We start from the raw sequence: 14,866 nt of genomic DNA, 5'->3' as shown, positions 1-14,866 counted from the left end.
CTGGCAGGATGTGCCTATGAACGCGCACACCTGGACGCAGCGGCTCCGCGTCGACGAGGGTTTCCGTCTCGCTGACCTCGACCCCGACACCAAGCCCGGCTATGTCGGCGGCAAGTCGCACGGAGTGCGCGATCTCGCGGCCGGGCTCGACGCGCTCAACGATCTGCAGGAGCGGTTGTTCGCCGAAAGCCGGGTGGGCGTGACGAAGGACGCGGTGCTGCTGGTTCTGCAGGCGATGGACTCGGCAGGCAAGGGTGGGATCGTGCGGCATGTCGTCGGGGGTGTCGATCCGCAGGGGGTCGCGCTCGCCGCGTTCAAGGCCCCGACTCCGGAAGAGCTCGCCCACGACTTCCTGTGGCGCGTCGAGAAGCGCCTGCCCGAGCCGGGGTTCATCGGCGTCTTCGACCGCTCCCACTACGAGGACGTCCTGATCGGACGGGTGCGCGGGCTCGCGGACGCCGCAGAGATCGAGCGCCGCTACGACGCGATCAATGAGTTCGAGGCGCGGGTGGCAGCATCGGGCACCCGCATCATCAAGGTCATGCTGCACATCTCGCCGGAGGAGCAGAAGTCGCGGCTCATGGAGCGACTCGACCGGCCGGACAAGCACTGGAAGTACAACCCCGGCGATGTGGACGAACGGCTCCTGTGGTCGCAGTACATGGAGGCGTACCAGAGGGTCTTCGACCGCACCTCGACGGAGGTCGCCCCGTGGCACGTGATCCCGGCGAACGCCAAGTGGTATGCGCGCCTTGCGGTGCAGGAGCTGCTGCTCGCGGCCCTCGAGGACATCGATCCGCAGTGGCCGGTCGCCGACTTCGACGTCGAGGCCGAGAAGGAGCGCCTCGCCGCGAGCTAGGCCAGGGCGTCGACGAGCGGGCGGAACTTGACCCGGGTCTCGAGCAACTCGCTCTCCGGGTCGGAGCCGGCCACGATCCCGGCACCCGCGTAGGCGGTCACCCCGATCGCGTCGGTGCCTGCCGTGAACTGCGCGCACCGGAGGGCGATCGCCCATTCTCCGTTGCCTGCCGCGTCCACCCAGCCCACCGGTCCGGCGTAGCGTCCGCGATCGAAGGGCTCCAGGTCGCGGATCGCGGCGATCGCCGTCGGGGTCGGGGTGCCGGCGACCGCTGCGGTCGGGTGCAGGACGCGCACCAGGTCCAGGGCCGACTCGCCGTCGGCCAGCTCGCCCTCGACATCGGTCGCCAGGTGGAAGAGGTTGGGCAGTTTCAGCAGGAAGGGCTGTTCGCTCGCGGCCAGGGCTCTGGTGTGGGAGCGCAGTGACGCGAGCACGCTCTGCACCGCGTACTGGTGCTCGTCGAGGTCTTTCACGCTCGAAGCGAGGTGTGCGGATGCCGCGGTGTCGGCGTCGGCGTCGGCCCCGCGCCCGATCGTGCCGGCGAGCACACGCGCCGTGACGGTGCCGTCGTGCACGGTGACCAGGGTCTCCGGGCTCGCCCCGATCAGGCCGTCGACCGCGAAGGCCCAGGTGTCGGGGTAGCCGGTCGAGAGGGCGCGCACGAGGCGACGCAGGTCGGACCCCGCAGGGATGCTGCCGGTCAGGTCGCGCGCGAGCACGACCTTGCTCAGCTCGCCGTCGGCGATGCGGGTCAGTGCCCGGCGCACCGCGTCCTGGTAGCGCTGCGGGGTCTGCGCGCCCGGTCCGACCGTGCCGGCCCAGTGCGGTCCGTACGGCTCCGTGGCGAGTGCATCCTCGTGGACCGCTGCGTCGGCGAGGCGGATGCGGGTCTCCCAGAACCGGTCGCCGTGTCGGCCGAGCACGCGCGTCGGCACCAGGAGCACGCTGTCGGCCGTCGACTCCTCATCGAAGGTGAAGGCACCGAAGGCGACCAGCCCGGTGCCCGGGAGCCCGATCGGATCGGTGATCTCGGCCTCGGCGGCCATCCCCCGCCAGGCCGTCGCGAGGGCTTCGACGCGTGATCCGCCGGGACGCGCCGGAGGGCGGATCTCCGCGAGCGTCTCGCCGACCGCGACGATCCCGTCCCCGCGCCGCAGCCAGGCGAGCGGGCGGGCGGGATCCGTGTAGGCGAGCAGATCTTCGACCGGGTCGATCTCTCGGGTCTCCACGACCAGGGGGGTGGTGTGCACGGTTCCAGCCTATGCCGCTCAGGGGGCAAGGATCCGCGCCGTCGTAGGGTGAGCGGATGAGTGATGCACGCCCCGCACCCGGCACCGAGATGGTCTTCCAGTGGCGAAAGTGGGACGGCTCGCCGCACTGGCGCCACGAATGCGTCTACCTCGGGGCCGACGGGTGGGGGGACTGGCTCGGGCAACCCGTGGGATGGCACAGCGAGCGCCCCGGGGCCGCGTTCCATGCGGGCGGCCCCAACGTGACGCTCATCCCCGCCAGCGGAGACCATGCGGTGACCGTGAACCGCCGTCACCGCCGCGGGGTGCGCATCTACATCGACCTGGGGTGGGACATCCGCTGGTCCGACGACCCGCTGCTCGCGACCGGCATCGACATGGACCTCGACGTCGTGCGGGTGGCGGGTGCGCGGGGGACCTGGGTCGACGACCGCGACGAGTGGGCCGAGCACAGCGCCCGGTACGGCTATCCCGCCGACGTGATGACGCATCTCGAGGCGCTCGCCCTCGACCTCGAGGAGCGGGTGCGTGCGCAGACCGCCCCGTTCGACGATGCCACCGCCGATCCCTGGCTCGACCGCCTCGAAGCCCTGGGTCTCGCGCCTAGACTGAAGCCGTGACCCCGAACGAAGCCAACCGCGCCGATCTCGGCAAGGACCCCGCCCGCGTCAGCGGCATGTTCGACCAGGTCGCCGCAGGGTACGACCGCACCAACACGGCCATGACCTTCGGCAACGACATCCTGTGGCGGGCGGCGACGACCCGCGCGGTCGCGCCGAAGCCGGGGGAGCGGATCCTCGACCTCGGAGCGGGCACCGCGTCTTCGTCGGCCTCTCTGGCCCGCAGCGGAGCCGACGTGGTCGCGGCCGACTTCTCGCCGGGGATGCTCGCCGAGGGCCAGCGCCGCCACGGGGCGATGCGCAACCTCTCGTTCGTGCAGGCGGACGCCACGGCCCTGCCGTTCGCCGATGCCGAGTTCGACGCCGTCACCATGTCGTATGCACTGCGCAACGTGAACGACCCGAAGAAGGCTCTCCAGGAGCTGTACCGGGTGACCAAGCCGGGAGGAAGGCTCGTGATCAACGAGTTCTCCACCCCTCCGGGCAAGCTGTTCCGTGGCGCCTACCGGCTCTACAACGATCAGGTCCTGCCGCGCGTCGCACGCGTGGCCGGCACGAACGGCGAGGCGTACGACTACCTCAACGAGTCGATACGGGAGTGGCCCGACCAGAAGAAGCTGTCGGCCTGGATCCGTGAGGCGGGGTGGACGGACGTCGCGTACCGCAATCTCACGTTCGGCATCGTCGCCCTGCACAGAGCACGCAAGCCGGAGTGATTCCTCCGCGCGAAACCGCGGCACCCGACGAAGGTAGGCTGGGAACGTGACTTCGAGCCCCATCGCCCCGGGTTCGCGACTGGCGAGCCGTCTCGGCTTCAGCGATCGCGTCTTCATCGGCCCCGCCGCCCGCCGCGTCGCGCGCGCCATCGAAGACGGGTTGGAGCTGGTCGAGACCGGACTCGCCGAGGACGTCCGTGTCGCCGATCCGCTGGCCGACGCGGCCAGCCGCTACCTGTACGAGGCCGGCGGCAAGCGCATCCGACCGGTGCTCACGCTGCTCGCCGCGCAGTTGGGCGACGGCAACACCCGCGAGGTCGTCGACGTCGCCAAGGCGCTCGAGATCACGCATCTCGGCTCGCTGTACCACGACGACGTCATGGACGGGGCGGACCGCCGACGCGGCGTCCCGGCCGCGCACGCGGTGTGGGGGAACAACATCGCGATCCTCACGGGGGACATCCTGTTCTCCCGCGCGAGCCAGTTGATGTCCCGGCTGGGCGAGCGCGCGATCCGGCTCCAGGCCGATACGTTCGAGCGTCTCGTGCTCGGGCAGATGCACGAGACTCTCGGCCCGCAGGAGAACGACGACCCGATCGCGTTCTACATCCAGGTGCTCGCCGACAAGACCGGTTCGCTGATCGCCGCGGCCACGCAGGGCGGTGTGATCTTCTCCAACGCCCCGAGCGAGTACGAGGAGCCGCTGCGGGTGTACGGCGAGAAGATCGGCGTCGCCTTCCAGCTGCTCGACGACGTGATCGACCTCTCGGCCAAGCCGGAGGAGACGGGGAAGGTGCCCGGAACCGACCTGCGCGCCGGCGTCCCGACCATGCCGTATCTGCTGCTCAAGGCCGAAGCCGACGAGGCGTCCGCCGACCTCGCTGCGCGCATCGATGACGGGGTCGTCCGGATCGCGGATGGTGCGGACCCGGCGATCCTCGACGAGCCCCTGGACGAGCTGCGCGACCACCCGGTGACGCAGAAGACCCTCGAGCTCGCGCACGCCTGGACGCAGGACGCCATCGACGCCCTCGGTCCGTTGCCGCGCGGCACGGTGCGCGAGGCCTTGACCCGATTCGCAGAGACCCTCGCCGAGCGATCCAGCTGATCTGCGCGGGCGGCCCGTCGGGCCGCGCGCCGGCTGCGACGGCATACGAAAGGACCTCCATGACCAAGCTCAGACTGGCCATCGTCGGTGCGGGCCCCGCCGGCATCTACGCCGCGGACATCCTTCTGAAGGCCGAGCGCAAGTTCGATGTGTCGATCGACCTCTTCGAGCAGCTTCCGGCGCCGTACGGTCTCGTGCGCTACGGCGTGGCTCCCGATCACCCTCGCATCAAGGGCATCATCACGGCTCTGCGCGACGTGCTCGACCGCGGCGACATCCGCCTCTTCGGCAACGTGCGCTTCGGCGAGGACATCACGCTCGACGACCTCAAGAAGCACTACAACGCCGTGATCTTCGCGACCGGCGCGATCCGCGACACCTCGCTGGACATCCCCGGCATCGATGCGGTCGCCTCCTACGGAGCGGCGGACTACGTCAGCTGGTTCGACGGTCACCCCGATGTTCCGCGCGAGTGGCCGCTGGACGCCGCGTCCGTCGGCGTCCTCGGCAACGGCAACGTCGCGCTCGATGTCGCCCGCATGCTCGCGAAGCACGCGGAGGACCTGCTCGTGACCGAGGTTCCGCAGAACGTGTATGAGGGGCTCCAGGCCAGCGAGGTCACGGACGTGCACGTCTTCGGTCGGCGCGGCCCCGCTCAGGTCAAGTTCACGCCGCTCGAGCTCCGCGAGCTCGGAGAGCTGCGCGACGTCGACATGGTCGTGTACGACGAGGACTTCGATTACGACGAGGCCTCGAAGGACGCGGTCGCCAGCAACAAGCAGGTCATGGTCATCGACCGCATCCTGCAGTCCTGGCGCAAGCGCGACTCGGTCAACAACGCCGGAGGCACGGCCTCGCGGCGCCTCCACCTGCACTTCTGGGCGCGCCCCGTCGAAGTGCGCAAGGACGAGAACGGTCGCGTGGCGGCGCTGGTGTACGAGCGCACGCGGCCCGACGGACAGGGCGGCGCCGTGGGCACGGGCGAGATGCGCGAGGTCCCGCTCCAGGCGCTGTACCGCGCCATCGGCTACTTCGGTTCGCCGCTGCCGGGTGTGCCCTTCGACAAGAAGCACGGTGTGATCCCGAACCGCGAGGGCCAGGTGCTCGCGAAGGATTCGAACGAGCGCGTGTCCGGCATTTATGCGACCGGGTGGATCAAGCGCGGCCCGGTGGGTCTGATCGGCCACACGAAGTCCGACGCCATGGAGACCGTGCGGCACATCATCAACGATCAGGGCTCCTGGTGGCACCCGGAGGACCCGTCGGAGGAGGCGATCGTCGCTCTCCTGCAGGAGCGCGGCGTGCAGTGGACCGACCTGGACGGCTGGCACCGCCTCGACGAGCACGAGATCGCCCTCGGTGCTCCGCAGGAGCGCGCTCGCGTCAAGGTCGTCCCGCGCGACGAGATGGTCCGCGTCTCCCGGGGCGAGTAGCGCCGGACCCGCTCCCGGCGTCGCGCCTGGGCTAGCCTGGCGATGACGGGGGAGGACCGCATGGCCGACTGGACGCCCGACGTGCTCGGTGACGAGTTCGAGCAGCTCACGCTCGACCTCGGCGCGGACGATCAAGGGCCCGTCGTCGCGACGCTGGTACGTGCCCTTCCCGCGGAACCGGGATGGTGGGACCGCCTGCGCCGCCAGTCGCCGCAGCTCGACGGCGTCGATGTGCTCTACGTGCACGGGTGGTCGGACTACTTCTTCCAGAAGCGACTCGCGCGCTTCTGGACCTCGCGGGGTGCGCGCTTCTTCGCCCTCGATCTCCGCAAGTATGGGCGCAGCCTCCGCGAGGGGCAGACGCCCGGCTACGTCGCCGACCTGGCCACCTACGACGAGGACATCGCCGCGGCTCTGACGGAGATGGGACGCGGGGAAGGCGGGGGTGAATCCGACCGGCGCCTCGTCCTGCTCGGGCATTCCACCGGCGGCCTCACGCTCAGCCTGTGGGCGTCGCGGCATCCGGGCGTGGCCGACGCGGTCATCTTGAACAGCCCGTGGTTGGAGTTCCAGTTCGCCCCCGCCAGGGCGGCGATCGCGCCGATGGTCGAGTTCCAGGCATGGATCCGTCCGATGGAGGCCGCGCCGCAGGTCGACCTCGGCTTCTACACCCGGGCACAGCAGGAGGTCGCCGACCCTGACGACCCGATGGAGGTGAACCTGCTCTGGCGCCCGGTGCAGACCATGGCGGTCTATGCCGGATGGCTGCACGCGATCCTCTCGGGTCACAAGACCGTCGCCGGGGGACTTTCGATCACCGCTCCGGTGTGCGTGTTGCTCTCCGCGAGGTTCGTGCCTCCGACCCGGTGGTCGGAGGAGCTGACGTCGGCGGACTCCGTGCTCGTCGTCGACGACATCGCCCGCGCGGCACTCCGTCTCGGCTCGACGGTCACTGTGGAGCGCATCGACGGAGCTCTGCACGATGTCTTCCTCTCACGTCACGAGGCGCGAGAAGACGCGTACCGGCGGCTGGACCGATGGGTCACGGGCTGGCGAGCGGCCGACTGAGTTTCCTCAGAGGTACGGAGTTTCCTCAGAGGTAGTGCATCGACCGGACGAGCTGCTCGGCGCGTTCCCCATCACCGTCGAGGACGGCGTCGCGGAAGTCGAGGTAGATCTGTCGCATGCGGTCGCGGTCCGTCGGCGTGATCTTCCAGTTCCGGAGGTTGCGGAGGACAGCCATGCTCGCGTCCTCCATCAGCGCCCGGTGCTGGGTGTTGCCGCAATGCTCACCCAGGTAGGAGAAGACCGCCCAGCGGGCGTCGGACGTCTTCGCGCCGTCGTCGAGTGTGGCGTACATCGCCGCCACGAGGCGGACGACGTGTGCGCGCTGCGTCGCGGTGAGCCGGGGGACCGCCAGACGCGCGGCGATGCCGGCCTGGCAGCCGGCGAAGACGAGTGACTGCGCCTCGGTCTCCGCCGTCACGGAGGTGACCTCGGTGTACCGGCTCGGATACATCATCACCATGCCGAGCCGTTCGAGACGTTGTAGAGCCTCTCTCACCGGTGTCCGCGAGACGTGCAGTTCCTCGGCGACGTCGACGTCGCGGATGCGTTCGCCCTCCGTCAGTGTGCCTGTGACGATCTGCGTGCCGATGTGCCGGAAGACCTCCTCCGCCAGAAGCTGCTTGCTCTCACCGATGCCCGTCGATGTCGATCCGATGTTCCGCATGGATGCGCTCCCCGTACGCTTGTGTCCCGAGCACCCGACGTTCAGGCTCGGAGGGCCACTGCACCAGGAGGTCGCGTGGATCCCGAAGATCTCCACCCTCGCGCCAACACGAGCAGTACATCTGCATCCATTCGGAGACATACGCAGAGAGGGGGCCGGATACCGTGGCATCCAGCCCCCTCTTGCGTACCCGCCGCCGGGGTCAGCGGTAGTTGATGAACGGCCTTGCGCTTCGCGCGGGGTGGCGTAGGTTCGCGTCTACGTTGGAATCACTGGGGTTGCGTTGACGTGGGTGAGTGCCGGTTATCGTGGGTGAGCGTACCTTTTGCGGACTGTTTGCGGACTAGGGACGCCACTGCGGGAACTGCGCCCAGAGAACGTTGCGCGCCTCCGCCTGGGTCATTCGCGCGTCCGGGTCGATGCGCTCCAGGTAGGCGAGTGCCTGACTCACGTTCTGCATTCCCTCGTCGTCGGGGCCGATCGCCCCTCGCGGTCGCTCTTCCGCTGGCGGTCTCTGTGGTCGATCCGAGTGATGCCGCTTCAGCGGCGTGTAACTTACACCGTGCTGACGCAGCTCTTCGCGGATCACTCGTCGCATGAGCGTCTCGAGCTGCTGGACCTCGTCGTCGGAAAACATGCGGCCACTCTAGGTGCCCCAAGTTAAGATCGACCCATGAAGCAGAACCGCGGGGTCATCGTGATCGGGTCCGTCGTCGCTGTCCTCTTGGTGGCGGTCGCGATCATCGGGGTGCTGATCCTGAATTCGATCAACAATCCCATGACCGAGGAAGAGCGGATAGCTGCCTGCATGGAGGAGAAGGGGTACGCGCTCGACGAGACCCCGAACGACGACTTCACGTGGGAGGGGCTGCGCGAGGCTTCTGCCGCCTGCGGTCTCGACTCCGAGTAGCTGCTGCTCTCTACGTCAGCAGCAGCCGGAGCTAACTGCCGATAACCGGTCCGAGGATTGCCCATGCGAACGCGGCGCTGGCGACGAGCACGGATGCCCATGACCACCACGGCGCGCGGGCGGCTTTGAGCTCGGCTATCTCGCGCCCTTGGCTATCGAAGCGGTTGTCGACGGCGCGGTTGCGCATCTCCCATTCGCCGCGAGAGACCATCTCGATTCGGTGTGCTGAGAGGTCTGTTCGTAGGTCGCGGATGTCCTCGCGTACGTCGTCGAGCCGTGCGACGACGACGGCGAGGGTCGCGGCTGCTTCGTCCACCTCGGCCACTACTCCGGGCGCTCCGTGTCGGTCTCGTTGACGTTGAGCACGGCGAGCACGAGCGGGAGGATGATGGGTGAGGCTTCGGGCGGGAGCAGCTTGAAGTACACCAGGACGGGGACCGCGGCGATGCACACGCCGTAGAGCCACTTCCGTACTTTCGAGTTGAAGATGTTCATACGTTGCTCTTTCTCTTGGCGACGCTATGCGTCCAGGATCATGGGTTGGTCCGGGCGCGTTCGCGTGCCCATTCCAGGAGCCAGAGCCAGCGCTTGCGTTGCATCGGTGACTCGGGCACGCCGGCGTCTTTGAAGATCTCGGCGGTGCTGGCGCTGATGACTTCGGGGGTTTTGCCGTCGCCCCAGAGGAACCGTGCGCCTTCGGCTGATGAGTCGTCCTTGTTTCGAGCGATCTGCATTCCCATCGGGTCTCTCCTTTGTGTGGGTGGGGTGGTCCCGCCGGCGGTTGACGGGAGGGATCGGACAATCGCGTAGCTGCGGACGTTGGGAAGCTCCCAGTGCCACGGCTCATATGCGTAGGGGCGGATCATGCCCGCTGCGCTGAGACGACGGATGCGGTCCGGGGTCGGGTCGATGTCGAACGCGACGAACCGCACGTGCGCGAGGCGCTGCGATTCGTCGTCGGGATTGTCGGCCGGGTTGAAACCTGGGAGCCGTTGCGCCCATCCGTCCCAGAAGTGCTTCTGGTCGCCGTAGAGTCGGCCCGCGCTGTTGATCGGGGGCGAACCGGCGGCGCGCCATGCCTCGACCGCGATCCGGCGTGCGTGCATGCCGGGGTGGCCGGGGATCGGGAGGATATCAAGCGGGCTCATCACGGGTCTCCAGGGCGTCGAGGCGCTGCGCGAGGAGGTCGACGGCTTGGTGCAGTTGCGCGTTCTGTGCCATGAGCAGTGCGATGAAGTCGATCGATTCCGGGACCGGATCACCGCCGTCCCGGTCTAGGACAAGGCTGACTTCGGTGAGTCCTGTTTCGGGGTCGGTGGTGCTCTCGGTGCGGTAGACGACGAACGGTCGCAGATCGTCGGACTCGGCAAGCCGTTCGGCGATGTAGCCGTACTTCCACGATCCGTCTCCGTTGCGCATCTGGTAGCGGTGGAGTTGCGGCCAGATGTCGCCGAGCGCGCCGGGGTCAATTTCGCTGATGTGCTTCTTGTATCGCTCGCTCGACGCGTTCTTCGCGAGGCGTCCGTCGCCGTTGACGTAGGCGACCGCGTAGCCGCTCGTCGCGGGGGTCGCGTTTGGCAGGAAGAGACTGCCGGTGATGGTGCCGCCGGACTTGTCGAGCTTGTTGCCGTTGAGGAGGTTGTAGATGTCGTCGACATACTCCTTGTCGGAGGCATGCCCGTTCGACGTCGGCCGGGCGACGGCGATGCGCCCGCCGCTGTGGTACATCGGCACCTTGCCGTCGGCATCGGCGGACGACGCCCACTTGACGAGCCCGAGGTTCGCGCGGGCGGCCTCGGCGTTGTCGGCCCCGGTCCCGCCCTTGACGAGTGGGGTGATGGCGTTCGTGCGCTGTGCGATGTAGTCGCGGGTCTTGTTCTCCTCATCCCATCCGTTGCGGCGGTCGTCGGTGCCGGCGAGGATGTCCATCCCGGCCGCGAGGGCGTCGTCTCCGTTGGCCATGTCAGATCACTTCTCCTATCCAGGACGCGCCGGGGGGCGAGTCGAGCCATGCCTCGTCGGTGGGAAGCAGCTCCCATGCGAAGGCGGGGGTGTCCGTGGTGCGGGTCGTCACCGACACCGAGTCGGTGTCCAGGTCGAACCGGATACGGGCGCTGATGCCGGTCTGCACCGGGGTGCCGTCGAGGATGATCGAGAGCGGCTGATCGGTCTGCTCCGACCACGACGGGATGCCAGTGACGGTCACTTCCCGGCCCTTGCCTTGCGCCCGCTGAACAACGTGCTGGGCGCGCCCTGGCCCCGGATAGGGAGTGTTTCGCAGTTCGACCCGGAGCACCTTGGTCGGGCTGCCCGTCAGACTGTAAGCGTCAACACGGCTCTGCTCGATACCGTCGGAATCCGTCCACGTGTAGAGGTAGACGGCGGCGTCGAACCACGTCTCGTCATCGCGGGAGAGTTTCTCGTCGGCAGCGGTGATGTTCACCCCGTACCGCCACGACTGGGAACCTGCGGCCCGGTAGTCCTCGTCACGGAGCGAGAACAGTCGCCCCTCGTCGCACACGAGCCGTGTTCCCGTCATGAGCAACACGGGGTGCAGGAAGTCCATCGCCGAGACGCCGGCGGGCCACACGAGGGATTCGGGGTCGCGCTCGAGAACCGGGGTGCGCTTCGACGGCGACGCATTCGGATCACCAGACCACGCGTACGTGTACCCGCCACCGGCGCTGTCTCCGTAGAACATGGGGATGCGCCAGCGGCCTTCATAGAGGATCGCTTGCACCCAGTGGTTCTGTCCCGACGAGTTCCCGACGGTGGTCACCGACACGTAGGCGTACGCCGCACCGGGAGGCGCCTCGGCGTTGAGATAGAACTCCGTCCACGCGCCAATCGACGTGACCTGAGCGGGGCTCGTCACGCTGCTGAAGTGTCGGCCGTTCTCGTCGCGGAAGCCCATCGTGATCGTCGTCGACCGGCCAGGATTGGACAGCATCCGCACCACCGTGCCGTACCGTCGACCGGGCGTCACCCGGCCCTCCTTCGTGGAAGAGGTACCGTCCCACCCGGCAACGCCGACCGCCGACGAACCGGCCGCGGCGGTCCAACGCACCGTACGATTGCCGAGCGCGGGCGCCGGGCTGTTGACCACGACCGACGTCAACGCGGACGCGCCCGTGCCGGTCCAGTACCCCGCGGTGTTCGTGATGCCGGCGGGGTTGGAGTTCAGCAGCGAGACAGGCCAGAACGCGGTTACGTCAGCATCGAGCGTTCCCGGCTGCAGAACGGCCCCGATCTTCCCGAGCGCGTACTCCACCACGTCCCTGAGTGATGATTCCAGCGAGCGCGGTGTGATGTCCTCGTCGAGCTGGGCGAAGTCTGCGAGGAGGGCTTCGTCTGACGCGAGCTCTACCGATACGGTGCCGTCTGCCCGGTTCGGCGTCGTCGATCGGATGCCCAGATCGAACTCACGGAATCCCTCGGGCACCCATTCACCGCCGTCCATGTGCCCCTGCCGAGTCGCTCCCACGGTGATCCGACGAGAGCCGCGCGGGTCGAGCTCATCGAGCAACGCCACATCCTCAACGGCCAGCGTCAGCGATGCCGTGACGTGCGGGATCGAACCCGCATCGAGCGTGATGCGTCCAGAGCGAAGCGACAGCTCCGCACCAAGATCGGTGCGCGCCGTGTAGACGTGCCGAGACACACTCGTCATACCGACACCTCCTGGAAAGGCACCTCGAGCGTCCAGACCCCGCTCCTGCTGAGCGCGTCGCCCAGATCCCCGCCTGCGATGACGAATTGCATCGAGACCTCAGCAACACCCGAGTTGGAGAGCGTGAGTACCTGTGGGACGGCGAGCGCGAGCCGAGCCGACTGTGCGGCGGCTCCCGTCTCGAACGCCAGGGTGAATGCGCCCCGACGCGGACTCGTCGGACGGAGGGTGATGTCCGGATCGACTCGCCCGAGGATGGTGTGCACAATCGACCGGGCTTCGGAGAGAACTCTCCACTCCTCCAGCGACGCGGTAATGACGCCGCCGGCATGGGTGATTGTTGTGCTCATCGATCCCACCCCATGCTCGAAGAGAACGCCTGGTTGAGCTTGGCGGTAACCGTCATGGTCCGCGGTCGGGTGAGTGCGTCAAGGTCGACGCGGACCTTGTCGAGACCGGTGACGCGTGCATTGACGACCGCCTCGGTGCCGTCGACCTCGTTCACCTTGTCTTCGACACGCTGGATGTCCGTCGTTGCCGTCTTCGTCTCCGCGTTCACGGCGACTTCGACATCTCCGGGAAGGAGCGAGATCTCGTTTCCGAGGGCGTCGACTTCGCCGGTCGCGGTGCCCGCTTCCTGGGAGAGCTTGTACAGGTACTCGGCTTGAGCGTTGGCCGCGGTGGCACCGTCCTCCAAACCTTGCTTGATGGCTGGGAGCACGGCGTCAAGCTCCTGCATCCGTCCGACCGTCAGGCCCGCGCCGTTCGCGCCGGCCGCGTACGCCTCCGTGAGCTTGTCGAGCTTGGGCCCGCCTTCCACCAGGGCGTCGATGACGTCGACCTGTTCCCAACCGGAGGCATTCGTGAGGTCGACAACCTGCTTGAACTTCTCCTGGTCACTGGTCCAGTCCTGCACCGCCTTGAGCTTGTCGGCGGCGTCGAACGCTGCGCCGATCCCGTATGCGAAGTCGAACGCGGACTGAAGCGCATCCTCGGATGCCTCCTCGATCTTGTTGATCTGATCGGCCGCGACGCCGAGTCCCGCGGCGACGGCGATACCGGCGGCGACACCAGCGGGGCCGAAGCCGGAGAAGGCGTTGGCGGCGACCTCCTGGGCGAAGTCGGCGATCGACTCGAAGGAGCCGTCGAAGCTCGCCGCGGTCTCGCGTGCCGACTGCTGGGCTTCGTCCTTGAAGTCCTTCACGCCGTCTTCGGCGCGCTCCATTCCACGCTTGGCCTTGTCGCCCGCGTCATCGGCCTTGTCTCCGAGATCCTTCGTCTCGCGCTGTGCGTCCTTGAGTGCATCCTCGAGGTCGTTGACGGCCCGTTCTCCGTCGCGGCCGGCGTCCTTGACTTCGTCGCCGAGCTTGTCGACTGCGCGGCGGGCGTCATCGGCTTGGACGCCCATCTGCTTGAGAGCGTCGCGGATGTCGTCGTCGCTCTTCCCGGCCTTCCGTGCGGCCTGTGCGAGCTTGTCGGCGAAGGTGTCGACATCGTCACCCGCCTTGCTGGTGGCCGAGCCGACGTCGCCGACCGAGCCACCGAGCCGCTCCATCGCTGCTTCGGCGTCCTCGGTTGGCTTGATCACTCCGCTCTTGATCTTGTCCTCGAAGCCGCGGGTGTCGGCACCGATTCCGATCTCATGTACCTTGGCCATCACTTCCCCCCATCGAAGGCATCGAGCAGTGCCCGGTAGGCGGACTGGATGGCGACCGAGGCGATCCGGGGGATGGACTCGCGAGCAGCCGGGTAGACGACGTTGCCGCCGCGGCGAGGAGACCCGAACGTGTTTCCGAGACGCCGCTTGTACGGCTTGCCCTTCCTGGACCGCTGCTCGATCTGCTTCTCCGGGTTCGCACCGAACTCAGCGGGGAAGGCGACCACCGACGCCGGCGTCCCGCTGGAGAGCTGCCCCACTGCCCCAGACCGGAGGTAGATGTTGCGGGTCGCGACGCCGACGCGGGCCGTGTTCACGAGCGCCCGCTGTTGCAGGCGCGTCGCGGCACGGTCCCGGGTCTCCTCGATCCAGATCGGTTCGGCGCTCTTCCGGGTGTGCGCGGTTACATGCTTGCGGGCCTCTGCGGGCACTGCCCGGAGTGCGACGAGCAGATCCCGCAGAGGCGAATCGATCAGGAGACTGATCCGCCCCGTGCGCATGATCAGGCCTCGGCCGGTGTGATGATCGTCGGCTGCCCGACGACACCGAAAGCCTGCGAGACGCTGTGACGGGCCGTATCCCCACCGAAGGGCACATCCTCCCATCGGAGGTTCCCCTCGCGGCCCTCGCCGCCGTCCTGCGGCGTGTACGTGAAGGGAATGACCGTGCCAGCCCACTCCGGCGACTTCCGCGACAGAGAGCCATCGGTGATGTGGTCCTGGTGGAAGGCGACGTTGGCGAGCCACGTCGGCTTCCCGGTGAAGACCTGCACGTCGCCGGAGATGTCGACGACCTGCTCACGCGGGGTCGTGGGGGTGAGGCCGAAGGCGGTCACACCGAAGTGTGTGTCCCCGTTGAGGACGATGGTTCCCGCCTGGCCGATGTAGGCCTTGTTCGTGATGTTCGACATG

19 protein-coding genes are annotated in these 14,866 nt (G+C 67.9%); 7 read left to right on the top strand and 12 right to left on the bottom strand.

Going from position 1 to position 14,866, the window contains the following annotated elements:
* The first annotated feature begins 16 nt into the window (after positions 1-16).
* Positions 17-859 (top strand): polyphosphate kinase 2 family protein, encoded by an 843-nt coding sequence (locus LRQ07_RS14075; RefSeq protein WP_256534970.1) that lies wholly within the window; start codon positions 17-19, stop codon positions 857-859.
* On the opposite strand, the gene LRQ07_RS14070 is transcribed toward LRQ07_RS14075, so the two are convergent.
* Positions 856-2,109 (bottom strand): isochorismate synthase MenF, encoded by a 1,254-nt coding sequence (locus LRQ07_RS14070; protein WP_256534969.1) that lies wholly within the window; start codon positions 2,107-2,109, stop codon positions 856-858. The two genes, LRQ07_RS14075 and LRQ07_RS14070, sit on opposite strands and share 4 nt — an antisense overlap.
* Positions 2,110-2,165: 56 nt before the next feature.
* Here LRQ07_RS14070 and LRQ07_RS14065 point away from each other — a divergent pair, with 56 nt between their 5' ends.
* From LRQ07_RS14065 to LRQ07_RS14045, 5 genes are read left to right on the top strand one after another with little or no spacing between them, the layout of a single operon-like run.
* The gene (locus LRQ07_RS14065; protein ID WP_256534968.1) at positions 2,166-2,729 is read left to right on the top strand and encodes a DUF402 domain-containing protein; all 564 of its coding nucleotides are present in this window, start codon (positions 2,166-2,168) and stop codon (positions 2,727-2,729) included.
* Entirely contained in the window at positions 2,726-3,445 is a 720-nt protein-coding gene (locus LRQ07_RS14060) for a class I SAM-dependent methyltransferase (protein WP_256534967.1), read from the top strand. The genes LRQ07_RS14065 and LRQ07_RS14060 overlap by 4 nt, the downstream gene beginning before the upstream one ends.
* Positions 3,446-3,491: 46 nt before the next feature.
* Positions 3,492-4,553, top strand: coding sequence for a polyprenyl synthetase family protein (locus tag LRQ07_RS14055; protein WP_256534966.1), 1,062 nt, complete (start codon positions 3,492-3,494; stop codon positions 4,551-4,553).
* Positions 4,554-4,612: 59 nt separating this feature from the next.
* Positions 4,613-5,986: an FAD-dependent oxidoreductase gene (locus LRQ07_RS14050; RefSeq protein ID WP_047524122.1), complete on the top strand. Its 1,374-nt coding sequence runs from the start codon at positions 4,613-4,615 to the stop codon at positions 5,984-5,986.
* 60 nt (positions 5,987-6,046) lie between these two features.
* Positions 6,047-7,054: an alpha/beta hydrolase gene (locus tag LRQ07_RS14045; RefSeq protein ID WP_256534965.1), complete on the top strand. Its 1,008-nt coding sequence runs from the start codon at positions 6,047-6,049 to the stop codon at positions 7,052-7,054.
* A 25-nt stretch (positions 7,055-7,079) separates the two neighbouring features.
* Here LRQ07_RS14045 and LRQ07_RS14040 read toward each other — a convergent pair whose 3' ends face one another.
* Complete coding sequence (locus LRQ07_RS14040; protein WP_256534964.1) at positions 7,080-7,718, bottom strand: GntR family transcriptional regulator; 639 nt, start codon at positions 7,716-7,718, stop codon at positions 7,080-7,082.
* Positions 7,719-8,061: 343 nt separating this feature from the next.
* Positions 8,062-8,355, bottom strand: a complete 294-nt coding sequence (locus LRQ07_RS14035; RefSeq protein ID WP_256534963.1) for a hypothetical protein — start codon at positions 8,353-8,355, stop codon at positions 8,062-8,064.
* Between the two features lie 36 nt (positions 8,356-8,391).
* Here LRQ07_RS14035 and LRQ07_RS14030 point away from each other — a divergent pair, with 36 nt between their 5' ends.
* Positions 8,392-8,628, top strand: a complete 237-nt coding sequence (locus tag LRQ07_RS14030; protein ID WP_256534962.1) for a hypothetical protein — start codon at positions 8,392-8,394, stop codon at positions 8,626-8,628.
* A gap of 31 nt (positions 8,629-8,659) precedes the next feature.
* Here the strand turns inward: LRQ07_RS14030 and LRQ07_RS14025 are convergent, their stop codons facing one another.
* From LRQ07_RS14025 to LRQ07_RS13985, 9 genes are read right to left on the bottom strand one after another with little or no spacing between them, the layout of a single operon-like run.
* A complete protein-coding gene (locus tag LRQ07_RS14025) occupies positions 8,660-8,953 on the bottom strand; it encodes a hypothetical protein (protein ID WP_256534961.1) in 294 nt (97 codons plus the stop codon).
* A complete protein-coding gene (locus LRQ07_RS14020) occupies positions 8,953-9,123 on the bottom strand; it encodes a hypothetical protein (protein WP_256534960.1) in 171 nt (56 codons plus the stop codon). The genes LRQ07_RS14025 and LRQ07_RS14020 overlap by 1 nt, the downstream gene beginning before the upstream one ends.
* Before the next feature lie 38 nt (positions 9,124-9,161).
* A complete protein-coding gene (locus LRQ07_RS14015) occupies positions 9,162-9,776 on the bottom strand; it encodes a hypothetical protein (RefSeq protein WP_256534959.1) in 615 nt (204 codons plus the stop codon).
* Positions 9,763-10,590: a hypothetical protein gene (locus LRQ07_RS14010; RefSeq protein WP_256534958.1), complete on the bottom strand. Its 828-nt coding sequence runs from the start codon at positions 10,588-10,590 to the stop codon at positions 9,763-9,765. The genes LRQ07_RS14015 and LRQ07_RS14010 overlap by 14 nt, the downstream gene beginning before the upstream one ends.
* Before the next feature lies 1 nt (position 10,591).
* Positions 10,592-12,298, bottom strand: a complete 1,707-nt coding sequence (locus tag LRQ07_RS14005; RefSeq protein ID WP_256534957.1) for a hypothetical protein — start codon at positions 12,296-12,298, stop codon at positions 10,592-10,594.
* The gene (locus LRQ07_RS14000) at positions 12,295-12,648 is read right to left on the bottom strand and encodes a hypothetical protein (protein ID WP_256534956.1); all 354 of its coding nucleotides are present in this window, start codon (positions 12,646-12,648) and stop codon (positions 12,295-12,297) included. Before LRQ07_RS14000 ends, LRQ07_RS14005 begins: the two co-directional genes overlap by 4 nt.
* Positions 12,645-13,955 carry a hypothetical protein gene (locus LRQ07_RS13995; RefSeq protein WP_256534955.1) on the bottom strand — a complete coding sequence of 437 codons (1,311 nt, stop codon included), beginning with the start codon at positions 13,953-13,955 and terminating at the stop codon, positions 12,645-12,647. The genes LRQ07_RS14000 and LRQ07_RS13995 overlap by 4 nt, the downstream gene beginning before the upstream one ends.
* Complete coding sequence (locus LRQ07_RS13990) at positions 13,955-14,455, bottom strand: hypothetical protein (RefSeq protein ID WP_256534954.1); 501 nt, start codon at positions 14,453-14,455, stop codon at positions 13,955-13,957. The genes LRQ07_RS13995 and LRQ07_RS13990 overlap by 1 nt, the downstream gene beginning before the upstream one ends.
* Positions 14,456-14,457: 2 nt before the next feature.
* On the bottom strand, positions 14,458-14,865 hold the full coding sequence (locus LRQ07_RS13985; protein WP_256534953.1) for a hypothetical protein: 408 nt from the start codon (positions 14,863-14,865) through the stop codon (positions 14,458-14,460).
* Position 14,866 lies beyond the last annotated feature (1 nt).

The organism is Microbacterium sp. J1-1 (assembly GCF_024498615.1).
In the GTDB taxonomy this organism is placed as follows: Bacteria; Actinomycetota; Actinomycetes; order Actinomycetales; family Microbacteriaceae; genus Microbacterium; species Microbacterium aurugineum.
This window is presented reverse-complemented; position numbering and strand designations above follow the sequence as displayed.

Excerpts from the sequence above, each read along its gene's own strand:
- LRQ07_RS13985 (WP_256534953.1), bottom strand. The coding sequence starts at position 14,865 with ATGTCGAACATCACGAACAAGGCCTACATCGGCCAGGCGGGAACCATC.
- LRQ07_RS14050 (WP_047524122.1), top strand. The coding sequence starts at position 4,613 with ATGACCAAGCTCAGACTGGCCATCGTCGGTGCGGGCCCCGCCGGCATC.
- LRQ07_RS13990 (WP_256534954.1), bottom strand. The coding sequence starts at position 14,455 with ATGCGCACGGGGCGGATCAGTCTCCTGATCGATTCGCCTCTGCGGGAT.
- LRQ07_RS14000 (WP_256534956.1), bottom strand. The coding sequence starts at position 12,648 with ATGAGCACAACAATCACCCATGCCGGCGGCGTCATTACCGCGTCGCTG.
- LRQ07_RS14065 (WP_256534968.1), top strand. The coding sequence starts at position 2,166 with ATGAGTGATGCACGCCCCGCACCCGGCACCGAGATGGTCTTCCAGTGG.
- LRQ07_RS13995 (WP_256534955.1), bottom strand. The coding sequence starts at position 13,955 with ATGGCCAAGGTACATGAGATCGGAATCGGTGCCGACACCCGCGGCTTC.
- LRQ07_RS14005 (WP_256534957.1), bottom strand. The coding sequence starts at position 12,298 with ATGACGAGTGTGTCTCGGCACGTCTACACGGCGCGCACCGATCTTGGT.
- LRQ07_RS14030 (WP_256534962.1), top strand. The coding sequence starts at position 8,392 with ATGAAGCAGAACCGCGGGGTCATCGTGATCGGGTCCGTCGTCGCTGTC.
- LRQ07_RS14010 (WP_256534958.1), bottom strand. The coding sequence starts at position 10,590 with ATGGCCAACGGAGACGACGCCCTCGCGGCCGGGATGGACATCCTCGCC.
- LRQ07_RS14040 (WP_256534964.1), bottom strand. The coding sequence starts at position 7,718 with ATGCGGAACATCGGATCGACATCGACGGGCATCGGTGAGAGCAAGCAG.
- LRQ07_RS14075 (WP_256534970.1), top strand. The coding sequence starts at position 17 with ATGAACGCGCACACCTGGACGCAGCGGCTCCGCGTCGACGAGGGTTTC.
- LRQ07_RS14045 (WP_256534965.1), top strand. The coding sequence starts at position 6,047 with ATGGCCGACTGGACGCCCGACGTGCTCGGTGACGAGTTCGAGCAGCTC.
- LRQ07_RS14015 (WP_256534959.1), bottom strand. The coding sequence starts at position 9,776 with ATGAGCCCGCTTGATATCCTCCCGATCCCCGGCCACCCCGGCATGCAC.
- LRQ07_RS14035 (WP_256534963.1), bottom strand. The coding sequence starts at position 8,355 with ATGTTTTCCGACGACGAGGTCCAGCAGCTCGAGACGCTCATGCGACGA.
- LRQ07_RS14020 (WP_256534960.1), bottom strand. The coding sequence starts at position 9,123 with ATGAACATCTTCAACTCGAAAGTACGGAAGTGGCTCTACGGCGTGTGC.